The 17,830-nt window shown below is 72.5% G+C and carries 17 protein-coding genes; 10 read left to right on the forward strand and 7 right to left on the reverse strand.

Annotated elements, in window-relative coordinates:
• The first annotated feature begins 11 nt into the window (after nucleotides 1-11).
• The 8 genes from ABD371_RS27245 (at nucleotide 12) to ABD371_RS27280 (ending at nucleotide 6,366) form a co-directional block, all read left to right on the forward strand.
• Nucleotides 12-797, forward strand: a complete 786-nt coding sequence (locus ABD371_RS27245; protein ID WP_190125043.1) for an amino acid ABC transporter ATP-binding protein — start codon at nucleotides 12-14, stop codon at nucleotides 795-797.
• A 35-nt stretch (nucleotides 798-832) separates the two neighbouring features.
• The gene (locus ABD371_RS27250) at nucleotides 833-1,663 is read left to right on the forward strand and encodes a glutamate ABC transporter substrate-binding protein (RefSeq protein ID WP_344482311.1); all 831 of its coding nucleotides are present in this window, start codon (nucleotides 833-835) and stop codon (nucleotides 1,661-1,663) included.
• A 74-nt stretch (nucleotides 1,664-1,737) separates the two neighbouring features.
• The gene (locus ABD371_RS27255) at nucleotides 1,738-2,412 is read left to right on the forward strand and encodes an amino acid ABC transporter permease (RefSeq protein ID WP_344482313.1); all 675 of its coding nucleotides are present in this window, start codon (nucleotides 1,738-1,740) and stop codon (nucleotides 2,410-2,412) included.
• Nucleotides 2,409-3,299, forward strand: coding sequence for an amino acid ABC transporter permease (locus tag ABD371_RS27260; RefSeq protein WP_344482315.1), 891 nt, complete (start codon nucleotides 2,409-2,411; stop codon nucleotides 3,297-3,299). Before ABD371_RS27255 ends, ABD371_RS27260 begins: the two co-directional genes overlap by 4 nt.
• Nucleotides 3,300-3,555: 256 nt before the next feature.
• Complete coding sequence (locus ABD371_RS27265; protein WP_344482318.1) at nucleotides 3,556-5,175, forward strand: FAD-dependent monooxygenase; 1,620 nt, start codon at nucleotides 3,556-3,558, stop codon at nucleotides 5,173-5,175.
• A 2-nt stretch (nucleotides 5,176-5,177) separates the two neighbouring features.
• The gene (locus ABD371_RS27270) at nucleotides 5,178-5,294 is read left to right on the forward strand and encodes a putative leader peptide (protein WP_344482321.1); all 117 of its coding nucleotides are present in this window, start codon (nucleotides 5,178-5,180) and stop codon (nucleotides 5,292-5,294) included.
• 71 nt (nucleotides 5,295-5,365) lie between these two features.
• Nucleotides 5,366-5,953, forward strand: coding sequence for a cupin domain-containing protein (locus ABD371_RS27275; protein WP_344482324.1), 588 nt, complete (start codon nucleotides 5,366-5,368; stop codon nucleotides 5,951-5,953).
• The gene (locus ABD371_RS27280; RefSeq protein WP_344482327.1) at nucleotides 5,950-6,366 is read left to right on the forward strand and encodes a rhodanese-like domain-containing protein; all 417 of its coding nucleotides are present in this window, start codon (nucleotides 5,950-5,952) and stop codon (nucleotides 6,364-6,366) included. The genes ABD371_RS27275 and ABD371_RS27280 overlap by 4 nt, the downstream gene beginning before the upstream one ends.
• Before the next feature lie 18 nt (nucleotides 6,367-6,384).
• Here ABD371_RS27280 and recX read toward each other — a convergent pair whose 3' ends face one another.
• The 4 genes from recX to ABD371_RS27300 all read right to left on the reverse strand — a co-directional run bounded on the left by recX (nucleotide 6,385) and on the right by ABD371_RS27300 (nucleotide 10,009).
• The gene (recX, locus tag ABD371_RS27285) at nucleotides 6,385-6,963 is read right to left on the reverse strand and encodes a recombination regulator RecX (protein ID WP_344482330.1); all 579 of its coding nucleotides are present in this window, start codon (nucleotides 6,961-6,963) and stop codon (nucleotides 6,385-6,387) included.
• Nucleotides 6,964-6,972: 9 nt separating this feature from the next.
• The gene (gene recA / locus ABD371_RS27290) at nucleotides 6,973-8,088 is read right to left on the reverse strand and encodes a recombinase RecA (RefSeq protein WP_344482333.1); all 1,116 of its coding nucleotides are present in this window, start codon (nucleotides 8,086-8,088) and stop codon (nucleotides 6,973-6,975) included.
• Between the two features lie 290 nt (nucleotides 8,089-8,378).
• The gene (locus ABD371_RS27295) at nucleotides 8,379-9,521 is read right to left on the reverse strand and encodes an AI-2E family transporter (RefSeq protein WP_344482408.1); all 1,143 of its coding nucleotides are present in this window, start codon (nucleotides 9,519-9,521) and stop codon (nucleotides 8,379-8,381) included.
• Between the two features lie 293 nt (nucleotides 9,522-9,814).
• Nucleotides 9,815-10,009, reverse strand: coding sequence for a DUF3046 domain-containing protein (locus ABD371_RS27300; RefSeq protein WP_190125034.1), 195 nt, complete (start codon nucleotides 10,007-10,009; stop codon nucleotides 9,815-9,817).
• A gap of 80 nt (nucleotides 10,010-10,089) precedes the next feature.
• On the opposite strand from ABD371_RS27300, the gene ABD371_RS27305 reads away from it, so the two are divergent.
• Nucleotides 10,090-11,037 carry a hypothetical protein gene (locus ABD371_RS27305; RefSeq protein ID WP_344482338.1) on the forward strand — a complete coding sequence of 316 codons (948 nt, stop codon included), beginning with the start codon at nucleotides 10,090-10,092 and terminating at the stop codon, nucleotides 11,035-11,037.
• Between the two features lie 63 nt (nucleotides 11,038-11,100).
• Here ABD371_RS27305 and ABD371_RS27310 read toward each other — a convergent pair whose 3' ends face one another.
• From ABD371_RS27310 to ABD371_RS27320, 3 genes are all read right to left on the reverse strand, one after another.
• Nucleotides 11,101-11,409, reverse strand: coding sequence for an AzlD domain-containing protein (locus ABD371_RS27310; RefSeq protein WP_344482341.1), 309 nt, complete (start codon nucleotides 11,407-11,409; stop codon nucleotides 11,101-11,103).
• Nucleotides 11,406-12,137 carry an AzlC family ABC transporter permease gene (locus ABD371_RS27315; RefSeq protein WP_344482344.1) on the reverse strand — a complete coding sequence of 244 codons (732 nt, stop codon included), beginning with the start codon at nucleotides 12,135-12,137 and terminating at the stop codon, nucleotides 11,406-11,408. Before ABD371_RS27315 ends, ABD371_RS27310 begins: the two co-directional genes overlap by 4 nt.
• 77 nt (nucleotides 12,138-12,214) lie before the next feature.
• The gene (locus tag ABD371_RS27320; RefSeq protein WP_344482347.1) at nucleotides 12,215-13,063 is read right to left on the reverse strand and encodes a helix-turn-helix transcriptional regulator; all 849 of its coding nucleotides are present in this window, start codon (nucleotides 13,061-13,063) and stop codon (nucleotides 12,215-12,217) included.
• Nucleotides 13,064-13,138: 75 nt separating this feature from the next.
• Between ABD371_RS27320 and ABD371_RS27325 the strand changes: the two genes are divergently transcribed.
• Nucleotides 13,139-17,824 (forward strand): ATP-dependent helicase, encoded by a 4,686-nt coding sequence (locus ABD371_RS27325; protein WP_344482350.1) that lies wholly within the window; start codon nucleotides 13,139-13,141, stop codon nucleotides 17,822-17,824.
• Nucleotides 17,825-17,830: the final 6 nt, after the last annotated feature.

Consider the following 17,830-nt stretch of genomic DNA (forward strand, 5'->3'; position numbering starts at 1 on the left):
GCGAGAAGCCGATGAGCGGAGTAGCAAAGACCAAGGGCCCCGGGGACACTGTCCCCGCCGCGGGCGACCTGGTCGTGCTGAACGGCGTGAACAAGCACTTCGGCGCCCTGCATGTGCTCCAGGACATCGATCTGACCATCGCCCGGGGCGAGGTCGTGGTCGTCATCGGACCCTCCGGGTCCGGCAAGTCCACCCTGTGCCGCACCATCAACCGACTGGAGACGATCGACTCCGGCTCGATCTCGATCGACGGAAAGCCGCTGCCGCAGGAGGGCAAGGAGCTGGCCAGGCTCCGCGCCGATGTCGGCATGGTCTTCCAGTCGTTCAACCTCTTCGCGCACAAGACCGTGCTGGAGAACGTGATGCTGGGCCAGGTCAAGGTCCGGCGCACGGAGAAGAAGGTCGCGGAGAAGAAGGCGCGCGCACTCCTCGACCGGGTCGGCGTCGGCTCCCAGAGCGACAAGTACCCCGCGCAGCTCTCCGGCGGCCAGCAGCAGCGGGTGGCGATCGCCCGGGCGCTGGCGATGGACCCCAAGGTCATCCTCTTCGACGAGCCCACCTCCGCGCTCGACCCGGAGATGATCAACGAGGTGCTCGAAGTCATGCAGCAGCTGGCGCGGGACGGAATGACGATGGTCGTCGTCACCCACGAGATGGGCTTCGCCCGCTCCGCCGCGAACCGGGTGGTCTTCATGGCCGACGGCCGGATCGTCGAAGAGGCCCAGCCCGAGGAGTTCTTCAGCAACCCGCGCAGCGACCGGGCCAAGGACTTCCTGTCGAAGATCCTGCACCACTGACGAGCCGACGAACCACGACGTAAGGGATGTTCACCATGAAGCTCCGCAAGGCAACGGTGGCGATCGCCACGGGTCTGACTCTCTCCCTGGTGCTCACCGCCTGCGGCGGTGGCAGCGGCTCCGGCGACGACAGCGGCAACAAGATCACCATCGGCATCAAGTTCGACCAGCCCGGCGTCGGTCTGAAGACCTCGGACGGCAAGTACACCGGCTTCGACGTCGACGTCGCCACGTACATCGCCAAGGAACTCGGCCACAAGGCCGAGGACATCATCTGGAAAGAGTCGCCCAGCGCCGAGCGCGAGACGCTGATCCGCAACGGTGACGTCAAGTTCGTCGCCGCCAGCTACACGATCAACGACAAGCGGAAGGCCGAGGTCAGCTTCGCCGGCCCGTATCTGATGGCCCACCAGGACCTGCTGGTCCGCGCGGACGAGACCACGATCACCAAGGCCGAGGACCTCAACGACAAGAAGCTCTGCTCGGTCTCGGGCTCCACCTCGGCGCAGAACGTCAAGGACCGGCTCGCGCCCAAGGCCGACCTTCAGCAGGTCGGCGGCTACTCGGAGTGTCTGACGGGCCTGGAGAACAAGGCCTACGACGCCCTGACCACCGACAACTCCATCCTGGCCGGTTTCGCGGCGCAGAAGGAGCACCAGGGCAAGTTCAAGCTGGTCGGTCTGAGCCTGAGCGACGAGCCCTACGGCATCGGCCTCAAGAAGGGCGACACGGAGCTCCAGGGCAAGATCAACAAGGCGCTGGAGAAGATGCAGAAGGACGGCGCCTGGGAGGCGGCCATCAAGGCCAACTTCGGCCCGGCCAACTACAAGAACGACCCCGCGCCCGCCATCACCGAGACCAGCTGAGGCCACGGTGACGTGCCACCGGCCGCGGCCGGTGGCACGCGCCACGATCCAACCAGGAGAGATCGCGGGTCAACGTGTTCGACTTCCTTGATTCCGGGCAGTACGACCTGCTCGACGCGTTCTGGATGACGGTCCAGCTCGCCGTCTACTCGGCCATCGGCTCCCTGATCTGGGGAACGGCACTGGCCGGTATGCGGGTGGGCCCCGTCCCGATCATGCGCTCCTTCGGGACCGCGTACGTCAACATGGTCCGCAACACCCCGCTGACGCTGGTCATCATCGGCTGCTCACTGGGCCTCAGCCAGACGCTGGGGTTCTCGATGGGGGCCGACAACTTCGCGGACATCGGCTTCCGGATGGCCGTCCTCGGACTGACCGCCTACACCGGCACCTTCGTCTGCGAGGCACTGCGCTCCGGCATCAACACCGTGCCCGTCGGCCAGGCCGAGGCGGCCAGGGCGCTGGGACTCGGCTTCTTCCAGGTGCTGACCCTGATAGTCCTCCCGCAGGCGTTCCGCGCGGTCGTCGCCCCGCTGACGAATGTGCTGATCGCCCTGACCAAGAACACCACCGTGGCCGCGGCCATCGGCGTGGCGGAGGCCTCGCTGCTGATGAAGGAAATGATCGAGAACGAGGCCGACGCGATCTTCGCGGTCTTCGCGGTCTTCGCCTTCGGCTTCGTGGTGCTCACTCTGCCCACGGGCCTGCTGCTCGGCTGGGTGGCCAAGCGTGTGGCGGTGAAGCGATGACCTCTGTTCTGTACGACGCCCCCGGCCCGAAGGCCAAACAGCGCAACATCCTCTACACCGTGGGGTTCCTCGCCGTCCTCGCCCTGCTGGCCTGGTGGGTACTGGGCACCATGGCCGACAAGGAGCAACTGGAGTCCAAGAAGTGGAGCCCGTTCGTCACGGACTCCCGGGTGTGGACCACCTTCCTGCTGCCGGGACTCTGGGAGACGGTCAAGGCGGCGGCGCTCTCCGTGCTGATCGCCCTGCCGCTCGGCGCGGCGCTCGGCATCGGCAGGCTCTCCGACCACGGCTGGGTGCGCAAGCCCGTCGGGGTCGTGGTCGAGTTCTTCCGCGCCATTCCGGTACTGCTGCTGATGATGTTCGCCAGCGCCGCCTTCGTGCAGTTCACCGACATCGAGTCGGAGATCCGGCCGATGTACGCGGTGATCACCGGCCTGGTCCTGTACAACGCCTCCGTCATCGCCGAGATCGTCCGGGCGGGCATCCTCTCGCTGCCGAACGGGCAGACGGACGCCGCCAAGGCGATCGGGATGCGCAAGGGCCAGGCGATGACCTTCGTCCTGCTGCCGCAGGCGGTGACGGCGATGCTGCCGGCGCTCGTCAGCCAGCTGGTGGTCATCGTCAAGGACACCGCGCTCGGCGGCGCGCTGCTCGGATTCTCCGAGCTGATGTACCAGAACCGTGCGATCACCGCGAACTACGGCGCCAACACCATCGCCGCGCTGACCGTGATCGCGCTGATCTACATCCTGCTCAACTTCGCCCTCACCTCCTTCGCGAGCTGGCTCGAGGCCCGGGTCCGCAAGGGGAAGAAGGGCACCGGGGCCGTCGTCGACATCAAGACGGTCGACGCCGGCGGCAGCGTGGGGGGCCCGGGCACGGTCTGATCCGCACCGGATCACGGCGAGGCGGGAGAGGGGCGGCGGCGCGGGGGGCCGCCGCCCCTCTCCCGCCTCGCCGCATGTGCTCCGCGCCCGGCGGCCCCGCGCACGCGCGCATACGGCCCGCCCGTCACTTGACGGAGGAACCCCCAGTCGGTTGCATACGTTCTGTGATCACGCACCGGGCCCGCAGCACATCCGCCGGCATGACCCCAGTGACCCCGGTGCCCCTCGTGCCCCGTCGAGCCTCAGGAGTCACACCGTGGACCCGGTGATCGTCGTCGGCGCGGGTCCGGTCGGGCTGGCTCTCTCGCTCTCGCTCGCCCAGCAGGGGGTGCCCTCCGTGGTGCTCGACGAGAGCACCGGCGGCGAGGAGCCGCGCCCCGCGCGCACGGTGGTGCTGCGCGCCGACACGGCGGCCATGGTGGAGAGGCTGGGCTGCGCCACGGTCCGTGACGAAGGGGCCCGCTGGACCGGCTGGCGTCTGATGCGGCGCAAGCAGGGCGTACGGCAGCTGACGCTGGACGCCGCCCCGGACCTTTCCCCGTCCGAGGACACGGCCGGGGCCCCGCTGCACATCCCCCAGCACGCGCTGACCCGCGGACTCAGGGACGCGGTCGGGGACGAGCCCCTGATCCAGGTGATCGCCGAGAGCCGTGTGGACTCGCTGGAGCAGGACGCCGACGGCGTCACCGTGCACACCCGGGGGCCGGCGGCGACCTGGTGGCGCGGCAGCCACGCGGTGGGCTGCGACGGGGCCCGCTCGACGGTCCGCAAGCTCCTCGGCATCCGCTTCCCCGGCCGTACGGCGGTGGAACGGCACGCCGTCGCCACCCTGCGCACCGAACTCCCCTGGCCCGGCGAGGCGATGCTGCACCGTCAGCCGCCGTGGCGCTCCGGCGGCGAGGAGGTCTGCGCCCGGCCGCTGCCGGACGACGTCTGGCGGCTGGACTGGCTGCTGCCGCCGCGCGGCGAACTGGTCACCCCCGACACCCTGGTGGCCCGGGTCCGGGACACCCTGGAGGGCTGGTGCGGCGAGACGCCTCCGTACGACCTGCTCGACACCGGCGTCTACACGGTCCACCACCGGCTGGCCCGGCGCTGGCGGGCGGACCGGGCGTTCCTCGCCGGTGACGCGGCCCATCTGCTCGGCGCGCTCGGCACCCAGGGCCTGGACGAAGGGCTGCGGGACGCCGGGAATCTGGCCTGGAAGCTGGCACAGGTCTGGCACCACGGGCCGTCCGAAACCCTGCTGGACAGCTATCAGACCGAGCGCCGGGCGGCGATCGCCGGGCGGCTGCGCGCGGCGGACCAGGCGCTGCCGGCGCTGCGCGGCGGCGGTGTGCTGCGCGTCCGCCTCCCGGGGGCGGCCCGCGGACACGACAGTGTGCTCACCGACGGCCATCTGGGGCAGGGCCAGCTCGGCGCGCCCCCCGTGTACGCGCACTCCCCCCTCGCACCCGAACACGCCCCCTCGCAGATCCTCGTCGGCACGGCGAACGGCGCGCCGGTCGCGGATGTACGGGTGACCGCGCCGGACGGGACGGCCGCGCGGCTGCGGGACCGGCTGGGCCGGGGCCGGTCGCTGGTGGTGCTGGTGGCTCCGGGCACCGGGGTCTGGGAGCGGCGGCACTGGCAGAGCGCGGGGCTGATGCCGAGGCTCGCCGCGGCGGTGAGCGCCCTGCCCGCCCCGGCGGAGCTGCTGGTGACCGAGGAGTACCCGGGAGCGGCGGCCCACGCGGTCCTCCTGGTGCGGCCGGACGGGCATCTGGTGGCCTCGTTCGCCGGGGTCCGGCCGGCCGAGCTGTACGCGGCGGCGGACACGGCCCGGGGCGGTGAGCGGGCTCCGGAGCCCAGTGACCGCACAGCGGACGTCAATTGACCATGCGTGGCCCGCATGGTCTACTCCCGAGCGTGACCGACACCGATGTGCGCCTGTGGCGGAGGGTCCATATGGATCTGCTCCGCTACGCGGGCTGCGTGTGTCGACCTTCCTGCTGAATTCGCCTTCTCTCACCGCGCTGTGGCCTGTCGTGCCCGCGCGCTCTCCAGCGAACTCCCAGGACGGTTCCATGTCCCAGTCTGTGCCCCCACCCGCGTCCACACCCGTCTCCGCGCCCGTCTCCGCCACTGCCGGGCCGACGCCCTCCGGGCGGGGCGAGCGGGTGGGCCCCGGCTCCGCCGAACTGCTCGACTTCGTGCGGCGCGCCGCCGCCGACGCCGATCTCATCGCCTCGCTCCCCCTCGATCCCGAGGGCCGCACCTGGGTGCGCCTGGAGGGGCCGCGCGGCAGCGAGGCCTGGCTGATCGGCTGGCCGCCCGGATCGGGCACCGGCTGGCACGACCACGCCGAGTCGCTGGGGGCCTTCGCCACCGCCGCGGGCGAGTTGAAGGAGCACTCCCTGACCGTACGGCTCCCCGCCGGCGGCTGGAAGACCCTGGAGCTGAACGAGGACGTGGACCGCGAGCGGCTGCTGCCGGCGGGCCGGGGCCGGGCGTTCGGACAGCACCATGTGCACGAGGTGCTGAACGAGTCCGCCACCGAGCACGCGGTGTCGGTGCACGCGTACTATCCGCCGCTGCCGCTGATCCGGCGCTTCAGCCGGACCGGCGCGGTGCTCCGTCTCGAGCATGTCGAGCGCCCGGGGGACTGGCAGTGAGCGAGCGCGAGGGGCTCGGCCGCAGTGGTGAGGGCCGGATCGGTGTGGACGAGCTGCTGGAGCGAGTCCGCGAGGACCTGGACCGGGTGGACGCCGGGCAGGCCTTCGAGGAGGCGGCGGCGGGTGCTCTGCTGGTCGACATCCGTTACGCGGCGCTGCGCGACCGGGACGGGCTGATCCCCGGTGCGCTGGTCGTGGAGCGCAATGAACTGGAGTGGCGGCTCGATCCCCTGGGCAGCCACCGGGCGCCGGAGGCGGTCGGCCACGATCTGCGGGTCGTGGTGATCTGCAACGAGGGCTATGCCTCCTCCTTCGCGGCGGAGTCCCTCCGCCGGCTGGGTCTGCACCGGGCGACGGATCTGATCGGCGGCTTCCAGGCCTGGCGGGAGGCGGGGCTGCCGGTGGCCGGGTAGCCCCGGCCCCGGCGGGGCTCAGAAGGCCTCGTCCAGGTCGTCCACGTCCTCGCCCTCCTCCTCCAGCGCCCGTCTGACCACCCGGAGCGCCACCCCCTCGCCGTATCCCTTGCGGGCCAGCATCCCGGCGAGGCGGCGCACCCGGCGGTCCCGGTCGAGACCGCGTGTCGAACGGAGCCTGCGGGCCACCAGCTCGCGCGCGGTCTCCTCCTCCTGGTCGGGGTCGAGCTGCCCCACCGCCTCCTCGATCAGGGCCGGGTCCACGCCCTTGGTGCGCAGCTCCCGGGCGAGCGCCCGCCGGGCGAGGCCCCGGCCGTGGTGACGGGACTCCACCCACGCGTCCGCGAAGGCACCGTCGTCGATCAGGCCGACGTCCTCGAAGCGGGCGAGCACCTCTTCGGCGACCTCGGCAGGGATCTCCCGCTTGTGCAGCGCGTCCGCGAGCTGTTTGCGGGTGCGCGGGGTCCCGGTGAGCAGGCGCAGGCAGATCGCCCGCGCCCGCTCGGCCGGGTCCTGGGGCGGCGGCTCCGTCTCGGCCCTCGACGAGCCGGAGCCGCCGCCCTGTCCTCTGGTTCGCCCCTTCGGTGAGAAAGGCACGGTACGCCGCTAGCTCTTGGCCACCGCCGCCTTGGCCGACCTGGCCTTGGTGGCGGGCGCGGGCACCGACTTGGCGGTCTCGTCGGCCTCGGCCTCGGCCGGTGCCGGCTCGGTGCCGGGGGCCTCCGGCCTGACTCCGACGCCCAGCTTGTCCTTGATCTTCTTCTCGATCTCGTCGGCCAGGACGGGGTTGTCCTTCAGGAAGTTGCGCGCGTTCTCCTTGCCCTGGCCCAGCTGGTCGCCCTCGTACGTGTACCAGGCACCGGCCTTGCGGACGAAGCCGTGCTCCACGCCCATGTCGATCAGACCGCCCTCGCGGCTGATGCCCTGCCCGTACAGGATGTCGAACTCGGCCTGCTTGAAGGGCGGCGCGACCTTGTTCTTGACGACCTTCACACGGGTGCGGTTGCCCACCGCGTCCGTGCCGTCCTTCAGGGTCTCGATACGGCGGATGTCCAGTCGGACCGAGGCGTAGAACTTCAGCGCGCGGCCACCGGTGGTGGTCTCCGGCGAGCCGAACATCACGCCGATCTTCTCGCGGAGCTGGTTGATGAAGATCGCGGTCGTCTTCGACTGGTTCAGCGCACTGGTGATCTTCCGCAGCGCCTGGCTCATCAGCCGGGCCTGGAGGCCGACGTGCGAGTCGCCCATCTCGCCCTCGATCTCCGCGCGCGGCACCAGCGCCGCGACGGAGTCGATCACGATCAGGTCGAGAGCGCCGGAGCGGACGAGCATGTCGACGATCTCCAGCGCCTGCTCGCCGTTGTCCGGCTGGGAGAGGATCAGGGAGTCGATGTCGACGCCCAGCTTCTTCGCGTACTCGGGGTCGAGGGCGTGCTCGGCGTCGATGAAGGCGACCGAGCCGCCGAGCTTCTGCGCGTTGGCGACGGCGTGCAGCGTCAGGGTCGTCTTTCCGGAGGACTCCGGACCGTACACCTCCACCACCCGGCCGCGCGGCAGCCCGCCGACGCCGAGCGCGACGTCGAGCGCGGTCGAGCCGGTGGGGATGACCTCGATGGGCTCATTGGGCCGCTCGCCCAGGCGCATCACCGCGCCCTTGCCGAATTGCCGTTCAATCTGTGCGAGCGCGGCGTCGAGCGCCTTGTCGCGGTCGGTTCCTGCCATGGGTTCCACCCGATTTGCTTGTGTCGATCTCTTCACGTCAAAGACGCTAACCCCTGCCACTGACAATGGGCCCCGGCACCCTCTCCAGCCTGTGGAAAACCCGGGTGTTCCAGGGCCCTCGCACCCCATAAGAATGTATGTTCGATTTTGGTGTCAAGCACCGCCCCCGGCGCGCCGCACACCGCTCGGCCCCCGCCCGTACACCCCTCCCCGCCCCCTCCTCGCCCCGTACGCACCGCGCCCCCGGACCCTGTCGGATCCGGGGGGCGCGGTCGCGCGAAGCTCGGCCCTCAGGCCTCGGGCGGGGTGGACGGGCGCTCCTCCCGGCCGCCGGCCAGCACCGCACGCGCCCGGCGCAGCAGCCGGCCGCCGTCCCGCTGCCGGTGACCGTGCACCCGGGGGTCGTCGGTCACGGCGTACCGCCTGACGTACGCCCCCAGGAAGGCCTGGAGCGTGGCGACGGCGGGGATGGCGATCAGCGCGCCGACCGCGCCCATCAGGGCCGTGCCGGCGATGACGGAGCCGAAGGCCACGGCGGGGTGGATGTCGACCGTCCTGGCGGTGAGCTTCGGCTGGAGCACATAGTTCTCGAACTGCTGGTAGAACACGACGAAGCAGAGCACCCAGAGCGCGTACCAGGGGTTCACGGTGAAGGCGATCAGCATCGGCAGCGCACCCGCGAGGTAGGTGCCGATCGTCGGGATGAACTGCGAGACCAGACCCACCCAGACGGCGAGCGCGGGGGCGTAGGGCACGCCCAGGATCTCCAGCAGGACATAGTGCGCGACGCCGGAGATCAGCGCCATGAGGCCGCGCGAGTAGAGGTAGCCGCCGGTCTTGTCGACCGCGATCTCCCAGGCGCGCAGCACCTCGGTCTGCTTGGCGGGCGGCAGGACGGAGCAGAGCGCGCGTCGCAGCCGGGGCCCGTCGGCCGCGAAGTAGAACGAGAAGAGGAAGATCGTCAGCAGTTTGAAGAGGCCGCCGGCGACCGTGGCCGAGATGTCGAGCACCCCGGTCGCGCTGTTCTGGACGTACTTCTGGAGCCAGTCGGAGCGGAGCAGGCTGTCCTGGACCTCCACCCGGGACAGTTCGGTGTTGAAGGTGTGATTGATCCAGCTGATCACCGAATCAATGTATTTGGGGAAATCCTCGACCATGGTGACGATCTGGTCCGCCAGCATCGACCCGAGGAGGACGACGAAGCCGACGCCCGCGATCAGCACCCCGAAGAAGACCAGGAAGGTGGCGAGGCCCCGGCGCATGCCCCTGGCCGCCATTCTGCCGACGGCGGGCTCGATGGCCAGCGCCAGGAAGAAGGCGATCAGGATGTTGATCAGCAGCCCGATGAGCTGGTGGAAGGCCCAGTTGCCGAGCTGGAAGCAGGCGTAGAGGGCCAGCGCGAGCACCATGGCGCGCGGCAGCCAGCGGGGCATGCGCACGGGGGCGGCCATCGCCGGGCCCGGTCCGGGCGGCGGGCCTTCCGGCGGCCTCAGGCCGTCGGCGGGGGTGTCGCGCGGGCGCTCCCCGGGGTCGTCCGGGGCTCCGCCCTGCCGGGGGACGGCGCTGTCGTTGCTGTCCTGGTCACTCTTGTCGGTCTTCGGGGCCACCGAGCCAGTGTGGCCTACCCCGCCCGCCGCCAGGAATCCGCCCGGGGCTCCGCCCGGTCCCCGGGCCGCTCCGGACAGCCACGGTCACTTTCTGTCGACAGTCACCGCCCTGCCGACGGTCACTGCCTGTCGGCGGGGACCCCGACGGCCGCGCAGACCGCCCGCCAGACGTCCTTCGTCTCCCAGCCGGCGTCCAGCGCCTCGTGGACCGTACGTCCGCCGAGTTCGGCCATCACATGATCACGCGCGAAGGAGTCTGCGTACGACGGCCCGAAGTGGTCCGCCATCCGCTCCCAGAAAATCGTCAACCGCATGACGCCAGTATCCCGCCCCCGGGTTGCGGTACCGGCCGTTCCGTATGCCGGGGGCACTTTCCGCCCCTACCGTCTGGGGCATGGCTGGAACCGGAGAAGAAGCAGGCACCGTACCCTCGCCCTCGCCCTTGTCACCGCTCGCTCGCGCCGAGGGGTTCGTCTGGCTCACCGCCCGGGTGCTGGAGCAGCGGCGATTCGCTCATCACTTCCTGGGCGGCGGGGCGGACGCCGTCGAGGCCGCCCTGTCGGCCCATCTCAACGCGGACGGCGGCTACGGCCACGCCCTGGAGCCGGATCTGCGCGGCCCGGTGAGTCAGCCCCTGCACACCGGGCACGCGCTGCGCGTCCTGGACTCCATCGGCCGCTGCGGCGGGCAGCGGGTGGAGCGGATGTGCCGCTACTTCACCGCCGTCTCGACACGGGAGGGGGCGCTTCCGGCGGTCCATCCCTCCCAGCGCGGCTATCCGACGGCCCCGTTCATCCCGGTCGTGGACGATCCGCCGGGCGATCTGCTCGCGACCGGTCCGGTGGTGGGGCTGCTGCACCGCAATCAGGTGTGGCACGCCTGGCTCTTCCGGGCCACGGACTTCTGCTGGGCGTCCGTGGACGCCCTGGGCGGTTCGCACCCGTACGAGATCGAGGCCGCGGTCGCCTTCCTGGACGGGGTCCCGGACCGCGCGCGGGCCGAGGTGGCGGCCGACCGGCTGGGGAGGCTGGTGCGCGAGCAGCGGATGGCGGTGCTCGATCCGGAGCGGATCGCCGATTACCCGGTCTCCGACGGTTACGCGCCGGGCGAGCACCATTTTCCGTACGACTTCGCGCGTACGCCCCAGTCGCTGGCCCGGGGCTGGTTCACGGACGAGGAGATCCAGGCCTCGCTGGACCATCTGGAACGCGAGCAGGCCAAGGACGGCGGATGGCCGGTCCGCTGGCGTCAGTGGGCCCCGGGGACGGCCCTGGAGGCGCGGCCGATGGTGACCATCGAAGCGCTGCGGACGCTGCGGGCGTACGGGCGGCCGATCGGCTGAGCCACCGCTTCGGCCCGTCGGGCCGTACGGGAGCCGACCGGCCCGCCCGGCCCCGGCCGGGGATCAGCCTCCGAGCGCTCTCACCCCGGCCGTGACGGCGACGGCCACCCCGACGACGACGAGGAAGGGGGCGCGCAGCACCAGCGCCAGGGCCGCCGCCGCGACTCCGGCCGCGCGGGCGTCCAGGACGAGGGAGCTGCCGGAGCCGAAGGTCTGCTGGGCGGTGAGCGCGGCCAGCAGGGCGACGGGGAGCAGGGCCGCGAGCCGCCGGACGAGGGGGCGCTCCAGGGCTCCGGCGGGGATCAGCAGGCCGGCGTATTTGACGAGGTAGCAGCCGACGGCGGTCGCCGCGATCGCGATCCAGACGTTCAACGGTCCTCCCCCTTCGCGCCGCGGCCGCGGCCCTTGAGCCAGAGCACGGCGGGCGCGGCGAGCGCCGCCACCAGCACGGGCACCCCGGCGGGCAGTACGGGAAGGAAGACGAGCCCCAGGACGACGGCGAGCGCGGCGGCCGCCCGCTCGGTGGCGGTGCGCAGCATGGGCGCGAGCAGTGCCAGGAAGACGGCGGGGCCCGCGGCGTCCAGTCCCCAGGCGTCGGTGTCGCCGATGGCCTCGGCCCCGGCGGCCCCGGCGAGCGTGGTGAGGTTCCAGAGCACGTACAGCGTCAGGCCGGTCACGGTGAAGCCGAGGCGCGCGGTCCGCCGGTCCGGCTGGGCGAGCGCGACGGCGGTGGTCTCGTCGATGACCCAGTGGGCGGCGAGCGGACGGAGGAAGCGCGGCAGTGCGAGCAGCTGGGAGAGGCGCAGCCCGTAGAAGGCGTTGCGCACGCCGAGGAAGAACGCCCCGGCGGCGGCGGTGAGCGGGTTGCCGCCCGCCGCGATCGCGCCGACCAGCGCGAACTGGGAGGCTCCGGTGAAGACGAGCAGGCTGAGCGCGCAGGTCTGGAGCAGGCTGAGCCCCGCTCCGGCCGAGGTCACCCCGAAGGCGAAGCCGGACAGGCCGACGGCGACGCCGACGCCGAGTGCGTCGCGGACGACGGCGGAGTCGGGCTTGGCCGTCGCCCCGGCGTCACCGGCACCGGCACCGGTTATTCGGGACATGACCGGCTCCGCCGGTGGATCTGTCTTTCGCTGAATTTTCTGTTCTGCCACCCGGCGGACGGTACGCGGGAGCTTTCTCAGCGGTCTTGTACGTTCTTGCGGGCGCGCTCCCTGCGGTACGCGCCGGGCGGCACTCCCACGATCCGGGTGAAATGACGGTTCAGATGGGACTGATCGGTGAACCCGACGGTGTGGGCCGCCTCCGCCGGGGCCGTCCCGCCTTCCAGGAGGAGACGGGCGCGGCGGACCCTGGCATCGGTCAGCCAGGTGTGCGGCGGCATGCCGTAGACCCTCTTGAAGGCCCGGAGCAGGGCGAAGGGGCTGGTGTCCAGCTCTTTCGCCAGCCCTTCCAGCGACGGCGGATCCGCCATCCGCTCCGCCAGCAGGGCCCGGGCGGCGGCCGCCGTGCGGGCTCCGGAGTCCTGCGGGGTACGGGAGGGCAGCCGGCCGCCGTACCGGGCGAGGAGGCGGGCGACGGCGATCCGGAGCAGGCTGTCGGCGGCGAGCGCGTTCCCGGCCTCCGCCGCGAGATGCACCGCCCGTATCAGCTCCGCGCCGTGCGGATCGTGGGCGATCACCGAGCCGAATCCCGGTGTGCCCCGGAGGGAGCCGACCTCGTCGGCTATCCCGGAGACCAGCTCGACCGAGGGGTAGAGGGTCGCGTAGGTCCAGCCCTCGGGCCCTCCGGCACGGGCCGAGTGCGGCACCTCCGGATTGATCATGACGACGCTGTTGGCGCGGGCGGTGACGATGCCCTCCGGCATGCTCACGTCCTCCGCCCCGCCGCTGATCGCGCCGAGGGTGAAGCCCTCGTGGCTGTGGCGGCGGAAGGTGTGGCTGACATAGCGGGCGCGCAGCAGATCGAGGCCCGGCAGCTTCTCGTACTGCCAGTGCCTCGCCCACTCCCGTTCGGCCGGCCGGTCCACAGCCCCATTCTCCTCCGGAGGCCCCTCTCCTGCGGCGCGGACCGATTGTCAGAGGCACGGTGCACGATGGAGGGCATGACCAGGACTGCGCTCGACTCCTTCTCCGCCGCGACCCGGAGCTGGTTCACCGGAGCCTTCAGCGCGCCCACCGCCGCCCAGGAAGGGGCCTGGCGGGCGATCGGTGAGGGCTCGGACGTCCTGGTGGTGGCCCCGACCGGCTCGGGAAAGACACTGGCGGCGTTTCTCGCCGCGCTGGACCGGCTGGCGTCCACACCCCCGCCGGCGGACGCCAAGGCGCGCTGCCGGGTGCTGTACATCTCCCCGCTGAAGGCTCTCGCCGTCGATGTGGAGCGCAATCTCCGCAGCCCGCTGACCGGCATCCGGCAGGAGGCGGTCCGGCTGGGACTGCCCGAGCCGGAGGTCCGGGTCGGCATCCGCTCGGGCGACACCCCGCCCGCCGAGCGCAGATCGCTGGCCACCAGACCGCCGGACATCCTGATCACCACGCCCGAATCGCTGTTCCTGATGCTCACCTCCGCCGCCCGGGACGCGCTGTCGGGCGTGGAGACGGTGATCCTGGACGAGGTGCACGCGGTCGCGGGCACCAAGCGGGGCGCGCATCTCGCCCTCTCCATGGAGCGGCTGGACGAGCTGCTGCCCCGCCCGGCCCGCCGGATCGGCCTGTCGGCGACGGTACGCCCGGTGGAGGAGGTCGCCCGCTATCTCTCCCCCGGCCGGCGGGTGGAGATCGTCCAGCCTCCGTCGGGCAAGGAGTTCGATCTTTCGGTGGTCGTGCCCGTCGAGGATCTGGGGGAGCTGGGCGGCTCGCCCGCCTCCCAGGCCTCGGCCACCCCCGACGGCGGGGACAGACCCTCGATCTGGCCGCATGTCGAGGAGAGGATCGCCGACCTCGTCCAGTCCCACCGCTCCACGATCGTCTTCGCCAATTCCCGCCGGCTCGCCGAGCGGCTGTGCAACCGCCTCAACGAGATCGCCTACGAGCGCGCCACCGGCACCGCGTTCGACGCGCGGGGCCCTGGCGGCGGCCCGGACGGCTCCGGCGGACCGGCCCCGGTCAAGTCGCCGCCGGCCGAGATCATGGCCCAGTCCGGGGCCGCCCGGGGCGCGCCGCCGCTCCTCGCCCGCGCCCATCACGGTTCGGTCTCCAAGGAACAGCGCGCCCAGGTCGAGGAGGATCTGAAGGCCAGCCGGCTGCCCGCCGTGGTGGCCACCTCCAGCCTGGAGCTGGGCATCGACATGGGCGCGGTCGATCTGGTCGTCCAGGTCGAGTCGCCGCCGTCCGTCGCCTCGGGCCTCCAGCGGGTCGGCAGGGCCGGACATCAGGTGGGCGCGGTCTCCACCGGTGTCGTCTTCCCCAAGTACCGGGGCGATCTGGTCCAGGCCGCCGTGGTGACCGAGCGGATGCGCACCGGCTCCATCGAGGCGCTGCGGATCCCGTCCAACCCGCTGGACGTGCTGGCTCAGCAGCTGGTCGCGATGGTCGCGATGGACAGCCGGCAGGCCGACGACCTGCTGGCGCTGGCCCGCCGCGCGGCCCCCTTCTCCGCGCTGCCGGACTCGGCGTTCACCGCGGTCCTGGACATGCTCGCCGGGCGGTACCCCTCCGACGCCTTCGCCGAGCTGCGCCCGCGCGTGGTCTGGGACCGCGTCACGGGCACGGTCACGGGCCGGCCCGGCGCGCAGCGGCTCGCCGTCACCTCCGGCGGCACCATCCCGGACCGCGGGCTGTTCGGCGTCTTCCTCGCGGGGGCCGACCCCAAGAAGGGCGGGGGCCGGGTCGGGGAGCTGGACGAGGAGATGGTGTACGAGTCCCGGGTGGGCGATGTCTTCACCCTGGGCACCACCTCCTGGCGGATCGAGGACATCACCCGCGACCGGGTGCTGGTCTCCCCCGCGCCCGGGGTGCCGGGCAGACTGCCGTTCTGGAAGGGCGACCAGCTCGGCAGACCCCTGGAGCTGGGGCGGGCGGTGGGCGCCTTCCTGCGCGAGATCGGCGGGCTGCCGGTCGCCGACGCCCGGTCGCGGCTGCTGGCCGCCGGCCTCGACGCCTGGGCCGCGGACAATGTCCTGGGCTACCTCGACGAGCAGCGCCGGGCCTGCGGCCATGTCCCCGACGACCGCACGATTCTGGTCGAGCGGTTCCGGGACGAGCTGGGTGACTGGCGCGTGGTGATCCACTCCCCGTTCGGCGCTCAGGTGCACGCCCCCTGGGCGCTGGCCCTCGGCGCCCGCCTCTCCGAGCGATACGGCATGGACGCGCAGGTCATGCACGCCGACGACGGAATCGTGCTGCGACTGCCGGACACCGACCCGATGGACCTGGACCCGCTGGAGGCCCCCGCCCGGCCGGACCGCCAGGACACCGCCTTCGACGGCGACCGGGCCCCCGTCGGCGCGGCCGACGCGGTCTTCGAGCAGGCCGAGATCGGCGGGATCGTCACCGACCAGGTGGGCGGCAGCGCCCTGTTCGCCTCCCGGTTCCGCGAGTGCGCGGCCCGGGCGCTGCTGCTGCCGCGGCGCTCACCGGGCAGACGCACCCCGCTGTGGCAGCAGCGCCGGCGCGCGTCCCAGCTGCTCCAGGTGGCGAGCGAGTTCGGATCGTTCCCGATCGTCCTGGAAGCGGTGCGCGAATGCCTCCAGGACGTCTTCGACGTGCCCGGCCTCACCGAGCTGATGGGCGACATCGAGTCCCGCCGGGTCCGTATGGTCGAGGTGACCACCCCGGAGCCCTCGCCCTTCGCCCGCTCCCTCCTCTTCGGCTATGTCGCCCAGTTCATCTACGAGGGGGACTCGCCGCTCGCCGAGCGCCGCGCCGCCGCGCTCTCCCTGGACTCCCGTCTCCTGGCCGAGCTGCTCGGCCAGGCGGAGCTGCGCGAACTCCTCGACGCCGATGTGCTCACCGAGCTGGAGCGCGAGCTGCGGTGGCTCACCGAGGACCGAAGGGTGAAGGACGCCGAGGGCGTCGCCGACCTGCTGCGGATCCTCGGCCCGCTGACCGACGCGGAGCTGGCCGAGCGCGGCGCGGATCCGCGCTGGCCCGGGGAGCTGGCCGAGGCCCGGCGGGCCATCCGGGTCCGGGTCGCGGGCGCGGACCACTGGGCGGCGATCGAGGACGCGGGCAGACTGCGGGACGCCCTCGGCACCGCGCTCCCCGTCGGCGTCCCGGAAGCCTTCACCGAACCGGTCAAGGACCCGCTGGGCGACCTCCTCGCCCGCTTCGCGCGCACCCACGGCCCGTTCACCTCGACCGGGGCGGCGGCCCGCTTCGGCCTCGGCACCGCCGTCACGGAAGGAGCCCTCCAGCGGCTGGCCGCGGCCGGGCGGGTGGTCCAGGGCGAGTTCCATCCCGCGGGCATCGGTCAGGAGTGGTGCGACACGACCGTGCTGCGCAGGCTGCGCCGCCGCTCGCTGGCGGCGCTGCGCCAGGAGGTGGAGCCGGTGCCGGCCGCCACCCTGGCCGCCTTCCTCCCCCAGTGGCAGCATCTGGGCGACAGCGGCCTGCGCGGGGTCGACGGCCTGGCCCGGGCGATCGAACAGCTCCAGGGCGTCGCCGTGCCCGCGTCCGCGCTGGAGAAGCTGATCCTGCCGTCCCGGGTGCACGGCTACACCCCCGCCCTGCTGGACGAGCTGACCACCAGCGGCGAGGTCGTCTGGGCCGGAGCCGGCTCACTGCCGGGCAAGGACGGCTGGGTCTCGCTCCATCTCGCGGAAGCCGCGCCACTGCTGCTCCACCCGCCGCACCCGCTGGAGCCCACCGCGCTCCAGGAGTCGGTCCTCACCGCCCTCGCCCCCGGTTACGGGCTGTTCTTCCGCCAGATCGCCGACCAGGTGCGGGCCACCACCCACCCGGACGTCACCGATCCGCAGCTGGCCGACGCCGTCTGGGAGCTGGCCTGGTCGGGGCGGCTCACCAACGACACGCTCGCTCCCCTGCGCGCCCTGCTCGGTTCGGGCCGCACCTCGGGGTCGACCGCCCACCGCGCCAGAAGGACCGTCCCCCGGGGCAGATACGGCCCTCTGGTGTCGACGGCCCGGCCCGTATCGCGCAACGGGCCGCCGACGGTCGGCGGACGCTGGTCCCTCCTCCCCGCCGCCGAGCCCGACCCGACCCATCGGGCCCATGCGCTGGCCCGCACCCTGCTGGACCGCCACGGCGTGGTGACCCGGGGCGCGGTCGCGGCGGAAGGGGTGCCCGGCGGCTTCTCGGCGGTGTACCGCGTGCTGTCGGCCTTCGAGGACAGCGGGCAGGCGCGGCGCGGCTATGTGGTCGAGGGGCTGGGCGCGGCCCAGTTCGCGATGGACGGCGCGGTGGACCGGCTGCGCGCGGCGGCGAACGCGCGGGAGCGTGCCGACGGCCGCACCGCCCCGCGTGCGGTGGTGCTGGCTGCGGCGGACCCGGCCAACGCCTACGGCGCGGCCCTCCCCTGGCCCGAGCCGCCGGACGGCGCGGGCCACAAGCCGGGCAGAAAGGCGGGCTCCCTGGTGGTGCTGGTCGACGGTGAGCTGACGCTCTACCTGGAGCGCGGCGGCAAGACCCTGCTGACCTGGGAGACGGACCCGGAGGCCGCCGCGCTCCGCACGGCCGCCGAGGCCCTGTCGAGCGCGGCCCGCGCGGGCGCCCTGGGCACCGTCACGGTGGAGCGGGTGAACGGCGTCCCGGCCCTGACCTCCCCGCCCGCCCGCGCCCTGGAGACAGCGGGCTTCCACGCCACCCCCCGCGGCCTGCGCATACGCCCCTGATCCCGG

The organism is Streptomyces amakusaensis (genome assembly GCF_039532665.1).
Lineage (GTDB): Bacteria > Actinomycetota > Actinomycetes > Streptomycetales > Streptomycetaceae > Streptomyces > Streptomyces amakusaensis.